General features: G+C 66.1%; 16 protein-coding genes. 4 read left to right on the top strand and 12 right to left on the bottom strand.

Going from position 1 to position 18,224, the window contains the following annotated elements:
- Positions 1–153 precede the first annotated feature (153 nt).
- Positions 154–1,305, top strand: a complete 1,152-nt coding sequence (locus OKW29_RS22185; protein ID WP_429292639.1) for a branched-chain amino acid ABC transporter substrate-binding protein — start codon at positions 154–156, stop codon at positions 1,303–1,305.
- 58 nt (positions 1,306–1,363) lie between these two features.
- Here OKW29_RS22185 and OKW29_RS22180 read toward each other — a convergent pair whose 3' ends face one another.
- A complete protein-coding gene (locus OKW29_RS22180) occupies positions 1,364–3,292 on the bottom strand; it encodes a DUF3857 domain-containing transglutaminase family protein (RefSeq protein WP_429294906.1) in 1,929 nt (642 codons plus the stop codon).
- A gap of 187 nt (positions 3,293–3,479) precedes the next feature.
- Positions 3,480–4,142 (bottom strand): hypothetical protein, encoded by a 663-nt coding sequence (locus OKW29_RS22175; protein WP_429292638.1) that lies wholly within the window; start codon positions 4,140–4,142, stop codon positions 3,480–3,482.
- 342 nt (positions 4,143–4,484) lie between these two features.
- Between OKW29_RS22175 and OKW29_RS22170 the strand changes: the two genes are divergently transcribed.
- On the top strand, positions 4,485–4,619 hold the full coding sequence (locus OKW29_RS22170; protein WP_277621025.1) for a hypothetical protein: 135 nt from the start codon (positions 4,485–4,487) through the stop codon (positions 4,617–4,619).
- A 278-nt stretch (positions 4,620–4,897) separates the two neighbouring features.
- On the opposite strand, the gene hutG is transcribed toward OKW29_RS22170, so the two are convergent.
- The 8 genes from hutG to OKW29_RS22130 form a co-directional block, all read right to left on the bottom strand.
- Positions 4,898–5,710 (bottom strand): N-formylglutamate deformylase, encoded by an 813-nt coding sequence (gene hutG / locus OKW29_RS22165; RefSeq protein ID WP_429292637.1) that lies wholly within the window; start codon positions 5,708–5,710, stop codon positions 4,898–4,900.
- A gap of 51 nt (positions 5,711–5,761) precedes the next feature.
- Positions 5,762–7,147, bottom strand: a complete 1,386-nt coding sequence (locus OKW29_RS22160) for a formimidoylglutamate deiminase (RefSeq protein WP_429292636.1) — start codon at positions 7,145–7,147, stop codon at positions 5,762–5,764.
- 15 nt (positions 7,148–7,162) lie between these two features.
- Entirely contained in the window at positions 7,163–8,392 is a 1,230-nt protein-coding gene (gene hutI / locus OKW29_RS22155) for an imidazolonepropionase (protein ID WP_429292635.1), read from the bottom strand.
- An 84-nt stretch (positions 8,393–8,476) separates the two neighbouring features.
- Positions 8,477–9,127, bottom strand: a complete 651-nt coding sequence (locus tag OKW29_RS22150; protein WP_429292634.1) for a HutD/Ves family protein — start codon at positions 9,125–9,127, stop codon at positions 8,477–8,479.
- 8 nt (positions 9,128–9,135) lie between these two features.
- Positions 9,136–10,824, bottom strand: a complete 1,689-nt coding sequence (gene hutU, locus OKW29_RS22145) for a urocanate hydratase (RefSeq protein WP_429292633.1) — start codon at positions 10,822–10,824, stop codon at positions 9,136–9,138.
- A 61-nt stretch (positions 10,825–10,885) separates the two neighbouring features.
- The gene (hutC, locus tag OKW29_RS22140) at positions 10,886–11,581 is read right to left on the bottom strand and encodes a histidine utilization repressor (protein WP_090803957.1); all 696 of its coding nucleotides are present in this window, start codon (positions 11,579–11,581) and stop codon (positions 10,886–10,888) included.
- A gap of 25 nt (positions 11,582–11,606) precedes the next feature.
- The gene (gene hutH, locus OKW29_RS22135; RefSeq protein ID WP_429292632.1) at positions 11,607–13,127 is read right to left on the bottom strand and encodes a histidine ammonia-lyase; all 1,521 of its coding nucleotides are present in this window, start codon (positions 13,125–13,127) and stop codon (positions 11,607–11,609) included.
- 328 nt (positions 13,128–13,455) lie between these two features.
- Positions 13,456–14,379, bottom strand: coding sequence for a LysR substrate-binding domain-containing protein (locus tag OKW29_RS22130; protein WP_429292631.1), 924 nt, complete (start codon positions 14,377–14,379; stop codon positions 13,456–13,458).
- 158 nt (positions 14,380–14,537) lie between these two features.
- Here OKW29_RS22130 and OKW29_RS22125 point away from each other — a divergent pair, with 158 nt between their 5' ends.
- Both OKW29_RS22125 and OKW29_RS22120 read left to right on the top strand, forming a co-directional pair.
- The gene (locus OKW29_RS22125; protein ID WP_429292630.1) at positions 14,538–15,452 is read left to right on the top strand and encodes an NAD-dependent epimerase/dehydratase family protein; all 915 of its coding nucleotides are present in this window, start codon (positions 14,538–14,540) and stop codon (positions 15,450–15,452) included.
- Positions 15,453–15,582: 130 nt separating this feature from the next.
- Positions 15,583–15,765 carry a hypothetical protein gene (locus OKW29_RS22120; RefSeq protein ID WP_018418561.1) on the top strand — a complete coding sequence of 61 codons (183 nt, stop codon included), beginning with the start codon at positions 15,583–15,585 and terminating at the stop codon, positions 15,763–15,765.
- A 108-nt stretch (positions 15,766–15,873) separates the two neighbouring features.
- Here the strand turns inward: OKW29_RS22120 and OKW29_RS22115 are convergent, their stop codons facing one another.
- Together OKW29_RS22115 and OKW29_RS22110 are read right to left on the bottom strand one after the other, a co-directional pair.
- The gene (locus OKW29_RS22115) at positions 15,874–16,620 is read right to left on the bottom strand and encodes a DUF899 domain-containing protein (protein WP_429292629.1); all 747 of its coding nucleotides are present in this window, start codon (positions 16,618–16,620) and stop codon (positions 15,874–15,876) included.
- Positions 16,621–16,709: 89 nt separating this feature from the next.
- Complete coding sequence (locus OKW29_RS22110) at positions 16,710–18,104, bottom strand: NCS2 family permease (protein WP_429294905.1); 1,395 nt, start codon at positions 18,102–18,104, stop codon at positions 16,710–16,712.
- Positions 18,105–18,224 lie beyond the last annotated feature (120 nt).

Genomic DNA, 18,224 nt, shown 5'->3' with positions numbered 1-18,224 from the left:
CGAGGCTCAACGCCAGTGCGCGTATTCCAGCATTGTGAGCGGCGAGCGATCCTTCGTAGTCTTGCGATGCGCGAGGGCTTGCCTCGGCCTCACGTGTCGTACCGCTTTGCTGTCGTACCGCTTTCATAACAACCGTCGATGCAAGGAGAGACCATGAGTCTTCGCAACACGCTGAAACCGCTGGCCATGCTCGTGGGTGCGATGTTTGCCGTCGCGCCTGTTGCCAGTTTCGCCGACGACCTGCCGGTCAAGATCGGTTTTGCCGCGCCGCTGACGGGCGCCAATGCCGGCTACGGCAAGGATCTGGAAAACGGTGTGCGGCTCGCGATCGACGAAGCCAACGCGCAGAAGATCAAGATCGGCGACAAGGTCGCGCATTTCGAGATCGTCTCGCAGGACGACCAGGCCGACCCGCGCGTCGGCGTGCAGGCCGCGCAGAAGCTGGTCGACTCGGGCGTCTCGGTGGTCGTCGGCCACTTCAACTCGGGCACGACGATCCCGGCCTCGCAGGTCTACGAGCAGGCTGGCATTCCGGTGCTCGATCCCGCCGCGACGAATCCGATCATCACGGGCCGCGGCTTCGCGAACACCTTCATGGTGATTTCGACCGACGCGCAGAACGCCGGCAATGCGGGCGCCTATGCCGTCGACGTGACGAAGGCCAGGCGCATCGCGATCATCGACGATCGCACCGCGTTCGGCCAGGGCGAAGCCGACGAGTTCGAGAAGGCCGTGAAGGCGCACGGCGGCAACATCGTCGCGCGCGACTACACCGACAACCACGCGGTCGACTTCAGCACGCAGATCACCAAGTTCAAGGGCGCCAATGCGGACCTCGTGTTCTTCGCCGGCCTCGACAGCCAGGCGGCGGGCTTCGCGCGGCGCATGAAGCAGCTCGGCCTGAACGCACAGCTGGTCGGCGGCGGCGGCGTGATGGACGAGGACTTCATCAAGCTCGCGGGCGATGCGTCCGACGGCGCGATGGCCTGGGAATACGGCCGCCCGCTCGCGCAACTGCCGGGTGGCAAGGACTTCAACGCGAAGTTCAAGAAGCGCTTCGGCGCGGACGTGCTGTCCTATGCGCCGTTCGGCTACGACGGCGCGTGGGTCGCGATCAAGGCGATGCAGCAGGCCAAATCCGACTCGCCGAACGTGTACCGTCCGGCGCTCAAGTCGATCGACTATGACGGCGTGACCGGCAAGATCTCGTTCGACAGCACCGGCGCGTTGAAGAGCGGCGCGTCGACGCTGTATCAGGTGAAGAACGGCGCGTGGGTGCCGGTCGTGACGAAGAGCGGCACCTAAGCTCCACGTCCAGTAGATCGTCGCGGCCCTGCCCGGCGCGTGGCCGGCGCGGGGCGCGCTACTGCCACGCGCTCGCCGCCCGGACGACCACCTCGGCATCGAGATCGCGCTCGATGCGCACGAGGTCGTCGCGAATCGCCGCGAATTCGTTTGGCGTACACATCTGATGGCCGAACGCGGCGCGCAGATGCCGGTTGACCTGCAACGTGCGCGTCGCCGGATCGAAGACGTAGTGCGACGCAAACGTGAGCAACGGGTCCTCGACCGTGCTGTCGGTCGGCAGGTCGGTCACGCGCACGAAGCGCGGCAAGCTCATTTCCAGCGTTTCATCGAACTCCCCGCCGATGCACGCCCACGGCTGCGTTCTGACGGGCTCCGCGAGCCACGCCTCGACCTGCGAGCCCATGCCGCCGGCGAGGCTCGTGAGCGCCCGCACGGCGGTCGTGCCGTCCGGCCAGATCAGATGCGGCACGCTGCCCTGCATCGTCGTCGCGAACGGACCGCCGGTCACGGCGACGTCGTCGGTCTGCAATTGCGCGGAGCCGTGCAAGCCCGTTTGCAGCAGACGCCTGGCGGCAAGCTGCTGCGCGCCCTGGCGCGTCGCGCGGCGGAACGTGTTGCGTTCGAGCTCCGCGGTATAGCCCCGATCCTCGACGCGGTACGCATAATGTGCGGTGCCGTTTTCGTCGATGTCGATCTGCACGCGCGCCTTGCGTTCGCGCCGTTGAGTGGCCGGCGTGCGCGCGAGCACGCCGTCGTCGACGAGCAGCACCGGCCGGTCCATGACGCCGCCAGGCAGATAGCCGAACGCGGTGCCGCCCGCCGTCGTGTCCGCGAATTGCGCCAGCCCGGGAATCCAGATGATCGCGTGATTGATCGCGCTCGCGCCGTAGCCGGGGACCTCGGGCAACGTGTAGTACGGACCGAGATTGAGCAGCACCGGCTCGCTGCGAATGCCGACGGCCGCGAGCAGCGCGCCGTATAGCGCGACGTGGTCCTTGCAGTCGCCATAGCGGTTGCGCAGGATGTCGGCCGCCTTGTGCGGAATCGCCGCCGTCTCGCCGAGAAAAAGCGCGACGTAGCGGATGTTCAGACGCATCCAGTCGTACAGCGCGCGGGCTTTGTCGCGAGGATCGGTAAGGCCGGCCGTCAGTTGCTGTGCGAGACCGATGATCGCGGGATCGTCGCGGGTCGCGTCGTTCTCGGCGGGACCGCGATAGCGCGCGGCGAAGCTCGCGAAGTCCGGCACCGTCGACACCATCAGCCGGTCGCCCCAGTTCGCGTAGCCGACCGCGCCCGCTTCGAGCCGCGCATAGGGGCCGTGCCGGTAGTCGAACTCGTAGCGCGTGCGGCCGTTCGCGGTGACGGGCGGCATCGCGACGTAGCCGCGCGCATCCGCATAGAGCGGCACGTCGACGGGAAGATCGAAGATCAGACGCTGCTCGTCGACGGGCTCGAGCGACGGCTCGACCAGATAGGCGAAGGTGCCCGCTTGCAGCGGCTTCGCGCGGGTCTTGCGAAATTCCAGGTGCACGCGCGAGCCGATCGTGACGCCGGGGAAGATCACGGTGCGCAACACACCGTCCTCGAAGCTCGGCGCGCCGGACGAGCGCGGCTCCTGCACGTCGCGGATCGCCTCGGGACCGACCGCATGCGCGGTGCCGTCGGGGTCGATCGTTTCGGCGGCCAGCAGTTGCACCTGCTCGATGTCCTTGTTGAACCACACGTAGCGTTGCGCGATCTCGTCGACGCCGCTGGCCGTGTCCGCGCGCATCAGCGTGTCGTCGTGTTCCTCGATGGAACCGTCCTTCTGGATCACGAACAAATGGACGTCGCGCTCGATCGTCGCAGGGGCACGTTCGTTGGTGGAGGTGGCGATTTCGCCGGCTGCCGCGCAAAGGGGCAAGGCGATGCCGCTCGCGGCGGATAGCGCGGCAAGCAACGCCGCGGCGCGCACGCCGCGCACGCGGCACGCGAGCCCGATCATCGCGATCGACGTGTGCGCCAACGTGACGACGACGTTCCCCAAGATCCACCTCGGACAGGTTCGTGTCGTCGTTGTAGCACATCACCGACCCGTGCGTTTCGGGCCGGGGTCGGCGTTGCCGAATCGCGCTCGAGCGGCATTGAAGTCACCGGCGCACCCGCGACGCAGCGGCCGGCGTCGATCGTCTTCACTCGCCGTCGTCGAGCTGGCTCAGCAGCGCCTGCAGTTTTTCCACGTGCCGCAGCAGCATGTGCCGGTGCTTGTCGATCTGTTCAAGCCGGCCCTCCAGGTCGGCTTGAATGCGGTCGTCGAGTTCGGCCGCGGCCATCACGTCCTCGACCTTCGTGCGCATCGATGCGAGCTCCACCGGCGCGTGCAGCAGATGCCGCTCGAAGCGCCGCACTTCCTGCGTCGCGAGATCGCGCACCTTGCGAAAATGCGCATGACGGCGGTGCGCTTCGACATCGAGCGTTTCTTCCTCGAGGCGTCGCGCGGGCGGCGGCTGCCCAAAAATCGGCTCGGGCCGCAACACCGTCTTCTTGCGCACCGGATGCGCGGTGCCCCGAAAGCGCGCGAGCGGCTGCTCGTTGTCGATCGCCTCGCGCGCATTCGCCGGAATCTCGTGACCGGTGTGCGGCACGTTCATCCAGCCGCCCGGCAAACCGGTGACGGCCTCGACGCCGCGCACGAATTCCTCGCTGAATTCGCGTTGCCCGGACAGCATCAGCTTCAGGTAGCTCGCGGAAAACGTCATCATGCGCGCGAGCCGGCTCGCGGCGCCGACCTCGCTGGTCAGCAACACCAGGTTCGCGCGCCAGACTGGCAGCAGCAATTCGTCGGAATCTTCCATCGCTGGGTCTTCCATCTTTTCGCCTGATGAATCGATGACCGCGTCGCGCATGTCATCGTTTTGAAAGGGTCGTCGTCTCGCGGTGTCGCGTTCAATGCCGCTATGCCGCTTTGCGTGCGGTGGGGCCCAGATGTCGAAGGTACACATTTGACACGGTACGCACCGGCCAATTCAGCGCAAAGCGCGTTAAAACAGGGCTTACGACACATCGCGTGTTGCATTGACACACGTATTCGCGCGCCGGTCCTATCCGCGGCCGCTTGATGTGGCATGCTTACACGCCGATGCGGCACGCGTCGTGCCGCATGGCTTGCTCCACAACACTGACTTAAGGGTTTTGTAATGAAGAAAATCGTTCTCGCCATCGCCGCAGCCGTTGCCACCCTGAGCGCGATCGCCCCCGCTCAGGCCGATGAGCATCACCACGAGTGCCATAAGGTGCGCGTGCATCATCATTGGGAAAAGCGCTGCCACTAATGGCGGTGAAACCGTGTCCGATGGACGCGGTGCACATCAAAAAGCCCCGTTTTCGCGGGGCTTTTTTTCATGGCGCGCCGCGTCTTGAAACAGCCGGCGCACGATACGCCGTGCGCGCTCGACGCTCAAACCATTCCATATGAACGCGCCGGCACGCAATCACGGACACATGCTGTTACACCTTCGCGATACGCTGACCGATGCAGGCCGACGCGGACCGCGATGCCGCGCGTTCCTGCAGCAATCGTGATCCGCGTGGTGAGAAAGGAATACAAGCTTCAGGCGGATTTCACGCGAGCGAGCGCCGTCGTTACCAGCGCTTCGAGCAGCGGCGCGACCTTCGCGGCGAGGTCTTCATCGTATGCATAAGGCAGGCGCTCTTCCATGTACGTGATCTGCGACAGCTCGAGTTGCACCGCATGCACGCCCTGCTCGGGCTGCCCGTATTGCCGCGTGATATAGCCGCCCTTGAAACGGCCATTCGCGATTGCCGTATAGCCGCCGTGACGCCCGACCAGCGCGGCCAGTTCGTCAGCCAGGCCCGGCGCGGCGCTCGCACCGTTCGACGTGCCGAAGTTGAAATCCGGCAGACGTCCGTCGAAAAAACGCGCCACGCGCGAGCGGATCGAATGCGCTTCCCACAGCAGCACCTTGCCGTGCTTCGCCTTCAGCGCCGCGAGCTCGCCGGTCAGCGCGTCGTGATACGGCTTCCAGTAAGCGTCGCGACGGCGCGCGATTTCGGCGTCGTCGGGCAGATGGCCGTCGCGATAGAGCGGCTCCCTGTCGAACGTATCGACCGGCAGCAGACCCGTAGTGTCCTGCCCCGGGTACAGGTTCGCGCCGTCGGGCGGACGGTTCAGGTCGACCACGTAGCGCGCGTAGGTCGGCGTCAGGATCGACGCGCCGAGGCGCTTCGCGAATGCGTACAGGCGATCGAGATGCCAGTCGCAATCGTCGGTGCGTTGCGCGACCGGTGTCATCGTCACGGCGATGTCGGCGGGGATTTGCGTGCCCAGATGCGGGATCGAGATCAGCAGCGGCAGGCTTCCCTGATGCAGCGAGAAAACCGGCGTGAGGTTCGAAGCAGTCATGTCAGTCCGGAATCAGTGGGATCGGAGAATCAGTTCGGCGGGTCATGGCCGTTATTTGAGCAGTTCCGCGAGCGCCGCGCGATAGCGCGCATAGGCACCCTCTTCGTCGCGATGCCGGCGATCGTCGACGACCTTGACGCCGCCCGCGTAGACGTCGCGGATCGGCGTATCGCCGTGCTCGCAGAATACGACGCCTGACAGCCACGCCTCGCGCTCATGCCCGGCGATGCTCGTATGGTCGGCGTCGAGCACGAGCCAGTCCGCGCGATGGCCCGGCTGCAACGCGCCGACCGCGCGGCCGGTCGCACGCGCGCCGCCGCCGAGCGCGGCCGCGTACAGACGATCCGCGACATGCGGAGCTTGCGCCGACGCCAGCACGTTGCGCTGCCGGCGCGTCAGACGCTGGCCGTATTCGAGCAGACGCAACTCGGCGCGCCAATCGACGCCGACATGGCTATCCGAGCCGACGCCGATGCGGCCGTGCGCGTCGAGATAGTCTTGCGCGGGAAAAATGCCGTCGCCGAGATTGGCCTCGGTGGTCAGACACAAACCCGCGACCGCGCCGCTCTTCGCGAGCGCGAGCGTTTCGTTCGCATCGACGTGGGTCGCGTGCACGAGACACCAGCGGCTGTCCACATCGAAACGATCGAGCAGCCATTGCACCGGCCGCGTGCCTTCGGTTTCGAGGCACGCGTCGACCTCGGCGGTCTGTTCGGCGATATGGATGTGGACAGGCACGGTTGCGTCGATGCCGCCGAGCAACGTGCGCAGCGACGCCTCCGATACCGCGCGCAGCGAATGCGGCGCCACGCCGTAACGCAGCGCCGCATGTTCGGGGCGCGCGGCACGTAGCGTGCAGAGCAGATCGAGCAGGCTCTCAGGCGTATTGATGAAGCGCCGCTGATCGTCGCGCGGCGCGCGCGCGCCGAAGCCGCTGTACTGATACAGCACCGGCAGCATCGTGATGCCGATACCGCTCGCCGATGCCGCGTCCACCACGCGTTGCGCAAGCTCGGCCTGATTCGCGTAGCGCTGGCCGTCCTGCGCGTGGTGCACGTAGTGGAACTCGCACACCGACGTATAGCCCGCCTTCAGCATCTCGATGTAGAGCCACTGCGCGACGCTCGCGAGGCCTTCCGGCGTGATGCGCGCGGCAAAGCGATACATCAGGTCGCGCCACGACCAGAAGTTATCCGTCGCATTGGCGCGATATTCGGTGAGCCCCGCCATCGCGCGCTGAAACGCGTGCGAGTGAAGATTCGGCATGCCTGGCATCAGCGGGCCCGCCGCCTTCGGCACACCCGCCGGCGCCTCGGGTTGATTCGTCGTGACCGCGCTCAGCGTGCCGTGAGCGTCCCATTCGAGCAGCACGTTGCGGCGCCAGCCCTCAGGCAGATACGCGTCAGCGGCGAACAGCGATTGATTGGATTGCGTCATCTCTCAGGTTCTAGTTCAGGTCACACGCGACTCGTGCCGCGTATAAACGGTTTCGCCCGCGCGCACGACGCGCGCGCAGAGCGGCCGGCCAATCCAGTAAGCGAGCTCCGCCAGCGAATCGACCGACCACACCGCGAAGTCGGCCGCGCGACCGACCTGCAGCGCACCGTGCCGATCGCTCTTGCCGAGCGCGCGCGCAGCGTGCGTGGTGACGCCTTGCAGCACCTCGGGCACGGTCATGCGAAACAGCGTGCTCGCCATGTTCATCATCAGCAGTAACGAAGTCGCCGGTGAGGTGCCCGGGTTGCTGTCGGTCGAGATCGCGATCGGCACCTCGTAGCGCCGCAGCAGTTCGAGCGGCGGCAACTGGGTCTCGCGGATGAAGTAGTACGCGCCCGGCAGCAGCACCGCGACGGTGCCCGCTTCCTTCATCGCGGCGACGCCGGCTTCGTCGAGAAACTCCAGGTGATCCGCCGATAGCGCGCGATGCCGTGCCGCGAGCGCGGTGCCGCCGCCGTTCGACAACTGCTCGGCGTGCATCTTGACCGGCAGCTCGTAGCGCGCGGCCGCGTTGAACACGCGCTCGCTCTGTTCCAGCGAAAAACCGATGCGCTCGCAGAACACGTCGACCGCATCGACGAGGCCTTCGTCCGCGAGCGCGGGCAGCATCGTGTTGCAGACTTCGTCGATATACGCGTCCGCTCGGCCCGCGAATTCGGGCGGCAACGCGTGCGCGCCGAGAAACGTCGTATGGACCGTGACCGGATAGCGCTCGCCGAGTTGCCGCGCGACGCGCAGCATCTTGCGCTCGCTCGCGAGATCGAGGCCGTAGCCCGATTTGATTTCGATCGCCGTCACGCCTTCGGCGAGCAGCGGTTCGAGCCGCGCGGCCGCTTGCGTGAACAGCGACGCTTCGTCCGCGGCGCGCGTCGCGCGCACCGTCGACACGATGCCGCCGCCCTGTCGCGCGATTGCTTCGTAGCTGACGCCCGCGAGCCGCTGCGCGAATTCGTCGGCGCGCTGGCCGCCGTACACGAGGTGCGTATGGCAATCGATCAGGCCCGGCGTCACCCATGCGCCGCGCAGATCTTCGCGCGGCCATGCGGCATAGGGCGTGGGTAAATCGGCGAAAGCGCCGAGCCACGCGATACGGCCGCCGTCGACCGCAATCGCGGCATCGGCGAGCGTGTGGCGAGGATCGCCCTGCGGGCACAAATTCAGGTGATGCCAGACGGTTTGCTTCATCGCGTGCTCTTTGCCGCTCGTTGCGTGTCTGTGGATGGGTTGTCCGTGATGGAGCGCATGTGAGGCCCTATCACGGTTGATTCGTCATCGCGTGTAGCGGATCGTGATCGCGAGCACCGCGCCGTCGCCCGTCAGCGTGCAAGTGAGCGCGTTCGGCCCATCGACGCGTAGCGTGTCGCCGGTGTCGAGCCGCACGGCTTGCGCGTGGTCCGCCGCCAGTCCGAGCGTGACCGCGCCGCCCGCGCAAAACAGCAGCGCCACGTCGCCGTCGAGCACGCGCGGCGCATCCTGCTGCGTGCCAGTGCGCCACACGTCCAACTCGCCCTGCGCCACGTCGCGCCGCACCATCAGGTTGAAGTCGCGCGTCGCGCCGTCGACGAGCCGCGCGTCGATGCGCGTCGCGCCATCGAAGCGCGCGATGTCGAGCGGCTGCCGCAACACATGCGTCGAGGCAACGCCCGCCTCGCCCAGCTCATCGAGCAGCATGCCCGCGCCAGACAGCAACACCAGCGTCCGGTCGACGCCGTCGAAGCGCGAGAACGGTCCCGCCTGCGCAACCTCGGCGACGCTCACGCGCCACACGAAGTCGGCGCTCGCCGCGCGCTGCCCGCCGCCTGGCGACGGAAACGCCGCGACCTCACGCGTGAGCCCGCCGCCGTTTTTCCACGGCGCCGCCACGAGGTCGGCGCCGCGAATCAGCGTGACGCCTGCCATGCCGCCCGCGTGGTTGGCCATGGTCACGATCAGCGGCCCAGCATCGGCAGATTGAGACCGGCCTCGCGCGCCGTCTGCTGCGCGAGTTCATAGCCCGCGTCCGCGTGACGCATCACGCCGGTGGCCGGATCGTTCAACAGCACGCGGCCGAGGCGCTGGTGCGCGGCTTGCGTGCCGTCCGCGACGATCACGACGCCCGCATGCTGCGAGAAGCCCATTCCGACGCCGCCGCCGTGATGCAACGACACCCACGACGCACCGCCCGCCGTGTTCAGCAGCGCGTTCAGCAACGGCCAGTCGCTGACCGCGTCCGAGCCGTCCTTCATCGATTCGGTTTCGCGGTTCGGGCTCGCGACCGAACCGGTATCGAGGTGATCGCGGCCGATCACGATCGGCGCCTTCAGCTCGCCGTTCCTGACCATTTCGTTGAACGCCTGGCCGAGACGATAGCGATCCTTCACGCCGACCCAGCAGATCCGCGCCGGCAGACCCTGGAACGCGATGCGCTCGCGCGCCATGTCGAGCCAGTTGTGCAGATGCGGATCGTCGGGGATCAGTTCCTTCACCTTCGCATCGGTCTTGTAGATGTCCTCGGGATCGCCCGACAGCGCGACCCAGCGGAACGGGCCCTTGCCTTCGCAGAACAGCGGCCGGATATACGCCGGCACGAAGCCCGGGAAATCGAACGCGTTTTCCACGCCCATTTCGAGCGCCATCTGGCGAATGTTGTTGCCGTAGTCGAGCGTTGCCGCGCCGCGTTCCTGCAGCGTCAGCATCGCCTGCACCTGCGTGGCCATCGACTGCCTGGCCGGCGTGACGATGCTTTCCGGCGCGGTCTTCATGCGCTCGCGCCAGTCTCCGACCGTCCAGCCCTGTGGCAGGTAGCCGTGAATCGGATCGTGCGCGCTCGTCTGGTCGGTCACGCAGTCCGGCGTGATGCCGCGCGCGACGCACTCGGCGAACACGTCGGCGGCATTGCCGAGCAGGCCAACCGAGATCGGCTTGCCGGCGCGCTTCGCTTCGTCGAGCATCGCGAGCGCCTCGTCGAGCGTCTTCGCCTTCTTGTCGACGTAGCGCGTCTTCAGACGGAAGTCGATGCGCGTCTCGTCGCATTCGACCGCGATCATCGAGAAGCCCGCCATCGTCGCCGCGAGCGGCTGCGCGCCGCCCATGCCGCCGAGACCGCCGGTCAGAATCCAGCGGCCCGTCGGGTCACCGTTGAAGTGCTGGTTCGCGACCGCGAAGAAGGTCTCGTAGGTGCCCTGGACGATGCCCTGGCTGCCGATGTAGATCCAGCTGCCCGCGGTCATCTGGCCGTACATCATCAGGCCCTTGCGGTCGAGTTCGTGAAAGTGTTCCCACGTCGCCCAGTGCGGCACGAGGTTCGAGTTCGCGAGCAGCACGCGCGGCGCGTCCGCATGGGTGCGGAACACGCCGACCGGCTTGCCCGACTGAATCAGCAGCGTTTCGTCTTCGTTCAGGTCCTTCAGCGACGCGAGGATCTGATCGAAGCAATCCCAGTTGCGCGCGGCGCGGCCAATGCCGCCGTACACGACGAGCGCATGCGGGTGCTCGGCGACTTCGGGGTCCAGATTATTCTGGATCATCCGGTACGCGGCTTCCGCGATCCAGGTCTTGCAGGTCTTTTCCGCGCCGTGCGGTGCGCGGATCGTGCGAGTCGGATCGAGACGCGGATCGGCGTGTTGCGGATTGTTCATGGTGTCCCCAATAATGCGTGAAGAGGTTCGATAAAGATTCGGCGAAGACGAAAAAGCGAATTCAGAAATGCCCAGTGAAGCGGTAACGGGTGCCCGGATGCCACAGATTCGCGATCGAGGCGACCTCGCCTTGCGACCACGTGCGCCGGTGCAGCACGAGACACGGCTCGCGTTCACTCATGTTCAACAGCTCGCGCGTGATCTCGTCGGCGGCGAGCGCCTCGATGCGGTACTCGACGCGCTGCAGCGGCGCGACGCGCACGAGGTACTGGTTGGGCGTGGTGTTCGTGAAGTCCTGCAGCGCGTATTCGGGTGCGACGGCCGGATTGACCCAGCGTTCCTCGAGCTGCACCGGCTCCTCGTTTTCGAAATGCAGCAGGCGCGAATGAAACACGGGGCTGCCCGCGCTCACCTGCATCTCTTCGGCGAGCGCCGCATCGGCGATGCTGGCGCCGATGTTCAGCACCCTCGCCTGATAGCGATGACCGCGCGCAACGATTTCATCGGAGATGCTGCGGATCGCCACCAGGGTCGACTCGTACTTGGGACGGGCGACGAAAGTGCCCGAGCCTTGTACACGTGTCAGCACCTGCTCCGAGGTCAACTCGCGCAACGCGCGGTTGACCGTCATGCGTGCGACGCTGAATTCGCGCGCAAGCTCGTTTTCGGAGGGCACCTGGTCGCCTTCGGCCCACTCGCCCGCATGAATGCGCGCGAGGATGAAGTCCTTGATGCCCTGATAAGCGGGTGCGTTCATCGGTGTGATCCGCGCTCTCGACGACTCATTGTTCCGACGCGAACGAGAACGGGCTCAGCTTCGCGACCGCGCCGGCCTGCACGAGCTTCGTGACCGCCGCGATGTCCGGCGCGAAGTAGTGATCGAGCTCGTAATGCGCGACGTCCTTGCGCACGAGGTCCATCACCTTCTGCAGGCTCGGGCTGGTTTTGTGCGGCGCGCGCAGATCGACACCCTGGGCGGCGGCGAGCAGTTCGATCGACAGGATGTTCGCGGTGTTGTCGGCGATATCGCCGAGCTTGCGCGCGGCGAACGTCGCCATCGACACGTGGTCTTCCTGGTTCGCGGACGTAGGCAGCGAATCGACCGAAGCCGGATGCGCGAGCGTCTTGTTTTCCGACGCGAGCGCGGCGGCCGTCACGTGCGCAATCATGAAGCCGGAGTTCACGCCGCCATCCTTGACGAGGAACGGCGGCAGGCCCGACAGCGTCGCGTCGATCAGCAGCGCGATGCGGCGTTCGGCGAGCGCGCCGATTTCCGCCACGGCGAGCGCCAGGTTGTCGGCCGCGAACGCGACCGGCTCGGCGTGGAAGTTGCCGCCCGACAGCACTTCGCCGGTGTCCGGGAAAATCAGCGGATTGTCGGAGACCGCGTTCGCTTCCTTCAGCAGCGTTTCGGCGGCCTGACGCATCTGGTCCAGACACGCGCCCATCACCTGCGGCTGGCAGCGCAGGCTGTACGGGTCCTGCACCTTGTCGCAATCGGCGTGCGACACGTTGATCGCCGAGCCTTGCAGCAGCGAGCGATAAGCCGCGGCCGCGTCGATCTGGCCTCGATGGCCGCGCAGTTCGTGGATGCGCGCGTCGAACGGCTTGACCGAACCCATCGCCGCATCCACCGATAGCGCGCCGGCGACGAGCGCCGTGCGGTACAGGTCTTCGATCGCGAACATGTTGTACAGCGCGAGCGCGGTCGAAGCCTGGGTGCCGTTCAGCAGCGCAAGACCCTCCTTCGCCTGCAGCGTCAGCGGCTTCAGACCGACGAGCGCGAGGCCTTCGGTGGCCGGCATGCGCTCGCCCTTCGCGAACACTTCGCCGACGCCGAGCAGGGTCGCCGACATATGCGCGAGCGGCGCGAGGTCGCCCGACGCGCCGACCGAGCCCTTGACCGGGATCACCGGCAGTACGTCGGCGTTGAACAGCGCGATCAGCGCCTCCATCACTTCGCGGCGGATGCCCGAGTGGCCGCGGCCGAGGCTCGACAGCTTCAGCGCGATCAACAGACGCACGACCGGTCGCGACATCGGCTCGCCGACGCCGACCGCGTGCGACAGCACCAGATTGCGTTGCAGCAGTTCGAGCTGATCGCGCGGAATGTGCGTGCTGGCGAGGCGGCCGAAGCCGGTATTGATGCCATAAGCCGGCTCGCCCCTGGCGGTGATGTCGGCGACGGCCTGCGCGCACGCGTCGATGGCGGCATGGCTCGCGGGATCGAGTTGCAGGGTGAAGTGCTCTCGCGCGATCTGGCGCAGTTGCGGGAGGGTCAGGTAGCCGGGCTTCAGAATCATGGTTGTCGTCCTGTCTATACAAGTTCAAATAAGTCTAGCCGGCGGGCCTTGTATATACAACTTGTTTTTCGAGATTTCGTGCCTGGGGATTTCCATTATTTGGCACATGGCTCGGCGGCAGCGCGGCGGGTTTGGCGGCAGGTCGTAGGCGGCGGGTCCTGGACGCATGGGTCGGCGTGGCCGCCGTGATTTAGCCCACAGTTGTATATACACCTTCGCGACGCGGGTCGCCATCTGGCCAAAATTGGCGCGCTCTCGCTGGCGGGAAGCCGGACACGCCGGCTCCGCCGATATCTGGGTTATAGGACAGAAGGCTCTGCGACGCGGATCAGAGCTTGACCCGCGCCGCGATGAAATCCAGAAAGCACTGCACGCGCCCCGCGAGCGATGCGCTCTGGTAGTACACCGCATGCACCGGCTGCCGTTCATCGACGAGCAGGTTGCCGAGAATCGGCACGAGGCGGTTTTCGCGCACGTCGCCGGCGGTCATGAAGTCGGCCAGACAGGCGACGCCCCAGCCGGACAGCGCCAGTTGCCGCAAGGTTTCGCCGCTCGACGCGGTGATCGACGGTTCGATCTTCAGCAGCGCGGCTTCGTCCCGCTGCCCCTTGGCGCGCTTCGTTCCCCTGCCCCCTTCGCGCAACGGCCAGCGATTCAAATGCTCCGGCGCCGTAAAGCCGATCAGCCGATGCGCGTGCAGCGCGTCGAGCGTGGTCGGCTCACCGTGCTCGGCCAGATACGCCGGGCTCGCGAGCACGCGCAGTCTGCTCTCGCCGAGCGCGCGCGCATGCAGCGTCGAATCCTGCAGCGCGCCGATGCGAATCGCGATGTCGACCTTCTGTTCGAGCAGATCGACGATCCGCTCGTTGCTGGTCAATTCGAGCCGGATCTCCGGATACAGCACCGAAAACGCGGTCATATGCGGCGCCACGCAATGCAGCATGAACGGCGACGCCGCATCGACGCGCAAGCGCCCCGACGGCCGTTGCCGGCCGCGCGCGACCGACTCCTCGGCCTCTTCGAGCGCGTCGAGGATCGCGCGGGCGCGGCGCAGGAACGCGTCGCCTTCCTCGGTCAGATGCAGACGCCGCGTCGTGCGCCGCACGAGCGCGGTGTCGAGCTTCTGCTCGAGGCGCGTGAGCGCGCGGCTCACGCCGGAGACGGTCTGCCCCAGCTTCTCGGCCGCTGCGGTAATCGAGCCGCTGTCGATCACGGTGACGAACACCAGCAATTCGTCGGTGGAGGTTTTCATTGTTGATTTCAGATCAAGATTGATTTGAGACTAACACGCTTTTTGCGAGAATCCGCGCGAGCGATACTGCGTGCCTGTCGATCGGAGTTGGCGCTTTAGCGCTTACTCCGATCCCATGCAAGAGATTGCGGTCTTGGCATTTCCCTCAGGAGAACGTCTTGAAGATTTTCGTTACTGGCGCAAGCGGTTTTATCGGCGGCTCGATCGCGGCGCATCTGGCGCGCGCCGGCCATCAGGTGCGCGGGCTGATTCGCAAACCCGAACACAGCGGCGAGTTGCAGCGGCTCGGCATCGAGCCCGTGCCCGGCACGCTCGACGACCGAGCGTTGCTGATCGCCGAAGCGCAAGCGGCCGACGCGGTGATCAACGCCGCGAGCAGCGATCACGAAGGCGCGGTACGCGCGCTGATCGACGGACTCGCCGGTTCGGGCAAGGTGTTCCTGCACACGAGCGGGTCGAGCATCGTCGGCGATGCGTCGGGCGGCGAAGCGGGTGAAGCACGCATCTATCACGAAGACGCGCTGCCCACCCCGACCGCCGACAAGGCCGCGCGCGTCGCGATCGATCAACTGGTGCTCGACGCCGCGCAACGCAACGTGCGCTCGGCCGTGCTGTGCAACACGCTGATTTACGGTCACGGCGCGGTGGCCGGCAGCGCGAGCGTGCAGTTGCCGCGACTCGTGCGCCAGGCGCAGAAAAGCGGCGTCGTGCGTCATGTGGGCAGCGGCGGCAACGTCTGGTCGAACGTGCATATCGACGACGTCGCCGAGCTGTATCGCCTCGCACTCGATAAAACCCCTGCCGGCACGTTCTATTTCGTCGAAAGCAGCGAAGCGTCGTTCCGCGACATGAGCGCCGCGATCGCACGCGCGATGAAGCTCGGCGCGCCGCAGGACTGGCCGCTCGAAGACGCGATACAGGAATGGGGCTACGAAATGGCCTCGTACGGTCTTGGCTCGAACAGCCGCGTGCGCGGCGAACGCGCGCGCAAACTGCTCGGCTGGCAACCGCGGCGCAGGTCGGTGATCGAATGGATCGAACGCGACATGATGGGGCCGCAAAGCACCGTTTGACGCGGCTTTGCGCGCCGCGCGACGTAAGCTGTGTAAGCGCGGTCGTTGCGAATCCGTAAGCTCCTTTCGATAAAATCGCGGGCACCTGACGGTGCGATTCCACCGTCGCACACACGCCCCGATTCGACCGATGAGCTTCGCGCTGAACTTCGACTGGCTGACTAACCTGATGGCGATTCTGTTCGTCGTCGCGTGTCTGTACGACACGCGCTACGACGAATACGGCGTGCTGACGCTCGCGGCCGCGGCGATGAGCCTCATCGTGATGGCGATGGAAATGTTCCTCAGACCCGCCTTCGAGATGGCGCTGTAGCGAGCTGATGCAGCGCTCGTGCAGCACAGAGGCGCCGCGCCAGCTAGCGCGGCGCGCGCCCCTCGCCCCCTTCGTCGACCCGCTTCACCGCTTCACCACTTCACCGCTTCACACCGTGTACGATCCGCACGCCGGGCAAGCCGCGCGCGCATGGTCGTCGTAGCGGTCGTGATGCCTGACCCAGTCGGTCAGATTACTGTTCTCGTTGCGGCCTTTCGGCGCGATGTCCAGAAGCGCGTAGGTGTTCACGAAGCGCTCGTCGCCGCGTGCGTAGCATGAGTACGTGTGATACACGTCGCCGTTTGCGTCCTTGTAGAACACGCTGTGACCGTGCTGTTCGTCGATGCCGACGTCCTGCTCGGCGAAGTTGTAGAACGCCTTTTTACTCGCGAGCTGCTCCGGCGTGAACGACACGTGGTAGTCGAAATTGAAATCGCTGCCGCTCGACGACACCCACGGAAAGGTCCACCCCATGCGCCGTTTGAACGCGTCGATCTTCTCGAGCGGCGCGTGCGATACCGTCACATAGCTGACGTCGTGATGGACCAGATGCGTGAGAATGCCGCTCATATGGTCCGACAGAAACGAGCAGCCGACGCACCCCTCTTCCCAGTCCGGGCCCAGCATGAAGTGATAAACGATCAGCTGGCTGCGGCCGTCGAACAGCTCCGCGAGCGTCTTGCGGCCTTCCGGCGTATCGAACGTATAAACCTTGTCGACCTTGACCCACGGCAATTCGCGGCGCTTGCGCGCGAGTTCGTCGCCGGCGCGCATATGCGCTTTTTCGTCGGCGAGCAGCGCGCGGCTCGCGGCGAGCCACTCTTCCCGGCTGCCGATGCGATGTTGCGGTTCCATCTGCGTCTCCTTTCCTGCGGATGCAGGGCTTGACCTCAAGGTTAAGGTTTAGAGACGCTGACGCGAAAGTCAAGGAGCCGCAACGAAACTCAGATCGCCCAGCCGCCGACATAAAACCCGACCAGCACGACTGCGATCGCCACGGTCCCGACATTGAGCTTGCGATACTCGCCGCTGACGACGCGTCCGATCACGAGCGTCGCGAAGCCGAGCATGATGCCGGTCACGATGTTCGCGGTCAGCACGATGAACACCGCGCACACGAGCCCCGCCATCGCGTCGACCATGTCGTCCATATGCAGCTTGCTGACGTTCGACAGCATCAGCAGCCCCACGTACATCAGCGCGGGCGCGGTCGCATACGAAGGCACCAGCGCGGCGAGCGGCGAGAAGAACATCACGACGAGAAACAGCAGACCGACGACCGCCGCCGCCATCCCCGTCTTCGCGCCCGCCGCGACGCCGACCGTCGACTCGATATACGCGGCCGCCGGCGCGCCGCCGAGCAGGCCCGAGAAGATCGAGCTCAGCGAATCGGCGCTCAGCGCGCGGCCGCCGTTGATGATGCGGCCGTTTTCGTCGAGCTGCCCCGCCTGGCCCGCGACCGCGCGGATCGTGCCGGTCGCGTCGAACACGGCGGTCATCACGAGCGCGAGCACGCTCGGCAGCACCGCCATCGACAGCGCGCCCTTCACGTCCATCGCGCCGATCAGCGACGCATGCCCCGGCGCGCTCAACGACGGCACCGCGAAGATGCCGTGAAACGCCACGGCCGGATCGATCGCGAGCCCGATCGCCGAGATCGCGACGATCACGATCAGGATCGAGCCCGGCACGCGCCGCCGCACGAGCCCGACGATCGCGGCGAGTCCGGCGACCGACATCAGCGCCGGCAACGCCGCAATTTTGCCGAGCGACACCGGCAGCCCCGCGCCCGGATTCTTGACCACGAGCCCGACGTCGTTCGCGGCGATCAGCAGCAGGAACAGGCCGATGCCGATCCCGGTGCCGTGCGCGATGCCGACAGGCAGGTTGCGCAAAATCCACGAGCGCACGCCGGTCACCGAAATCGTCGTGAACACGACGCCCATCAGGAACACCGCGCCGAGCGCAACGGTTGGATGCAGGCCCTTGCCGAGCACGAGGCCGAACGCGGTGAACGCGGTGAGCGAGATCGCGCAGCCGATCGCGATCGGCAGACGCGCCCACACGCCCATCAGCAGCGAGCCGAACGCCGTGGTCAGACACACGGCGACGAACACCGCGCTGGTATCGAAGCCCGCCTTGCCGAACATGCCGGGCACGACGAACACGGAATAGACCATCGCGAGGAAGGTCGTGATGCCCGCGACGATCTCCTGGCGCTGCGTGCTGCCGCGCGCGGAAATGTCGAAGTAGCGGTCGAGAAAGCCCTTACCGCGGAATGATTCGGTGTCGAAGGATTCGCTCGCGACGTCGGAATTCGCGAGGGCCTGGGGTTCCATCATGATGAGTGCCTCCTTTATCAGCGCGCTGAAACGGCCGCCAAAGCGGCCGTCATCAGGTTCGTCTCGTGGATTGGTTGGTGTGGGTAACGCTTTTCTGAGTCGAAATGTAGGTGAAGC

The organism is Paraburkholderia sp. CI3 (genome assembly GCF_050436505.1).
GTDB classification, from domain to species: domain Bacteria; phylum Pseudomonadota; class Gammaproteobacteria; order Burkholderiales; family Burkholderiaceae; genus Paraburkholderia; species Paraburkholderia tuberum.
This window is presented reverse-complemented; position numbering and strand designations above follow the sequence as displayed.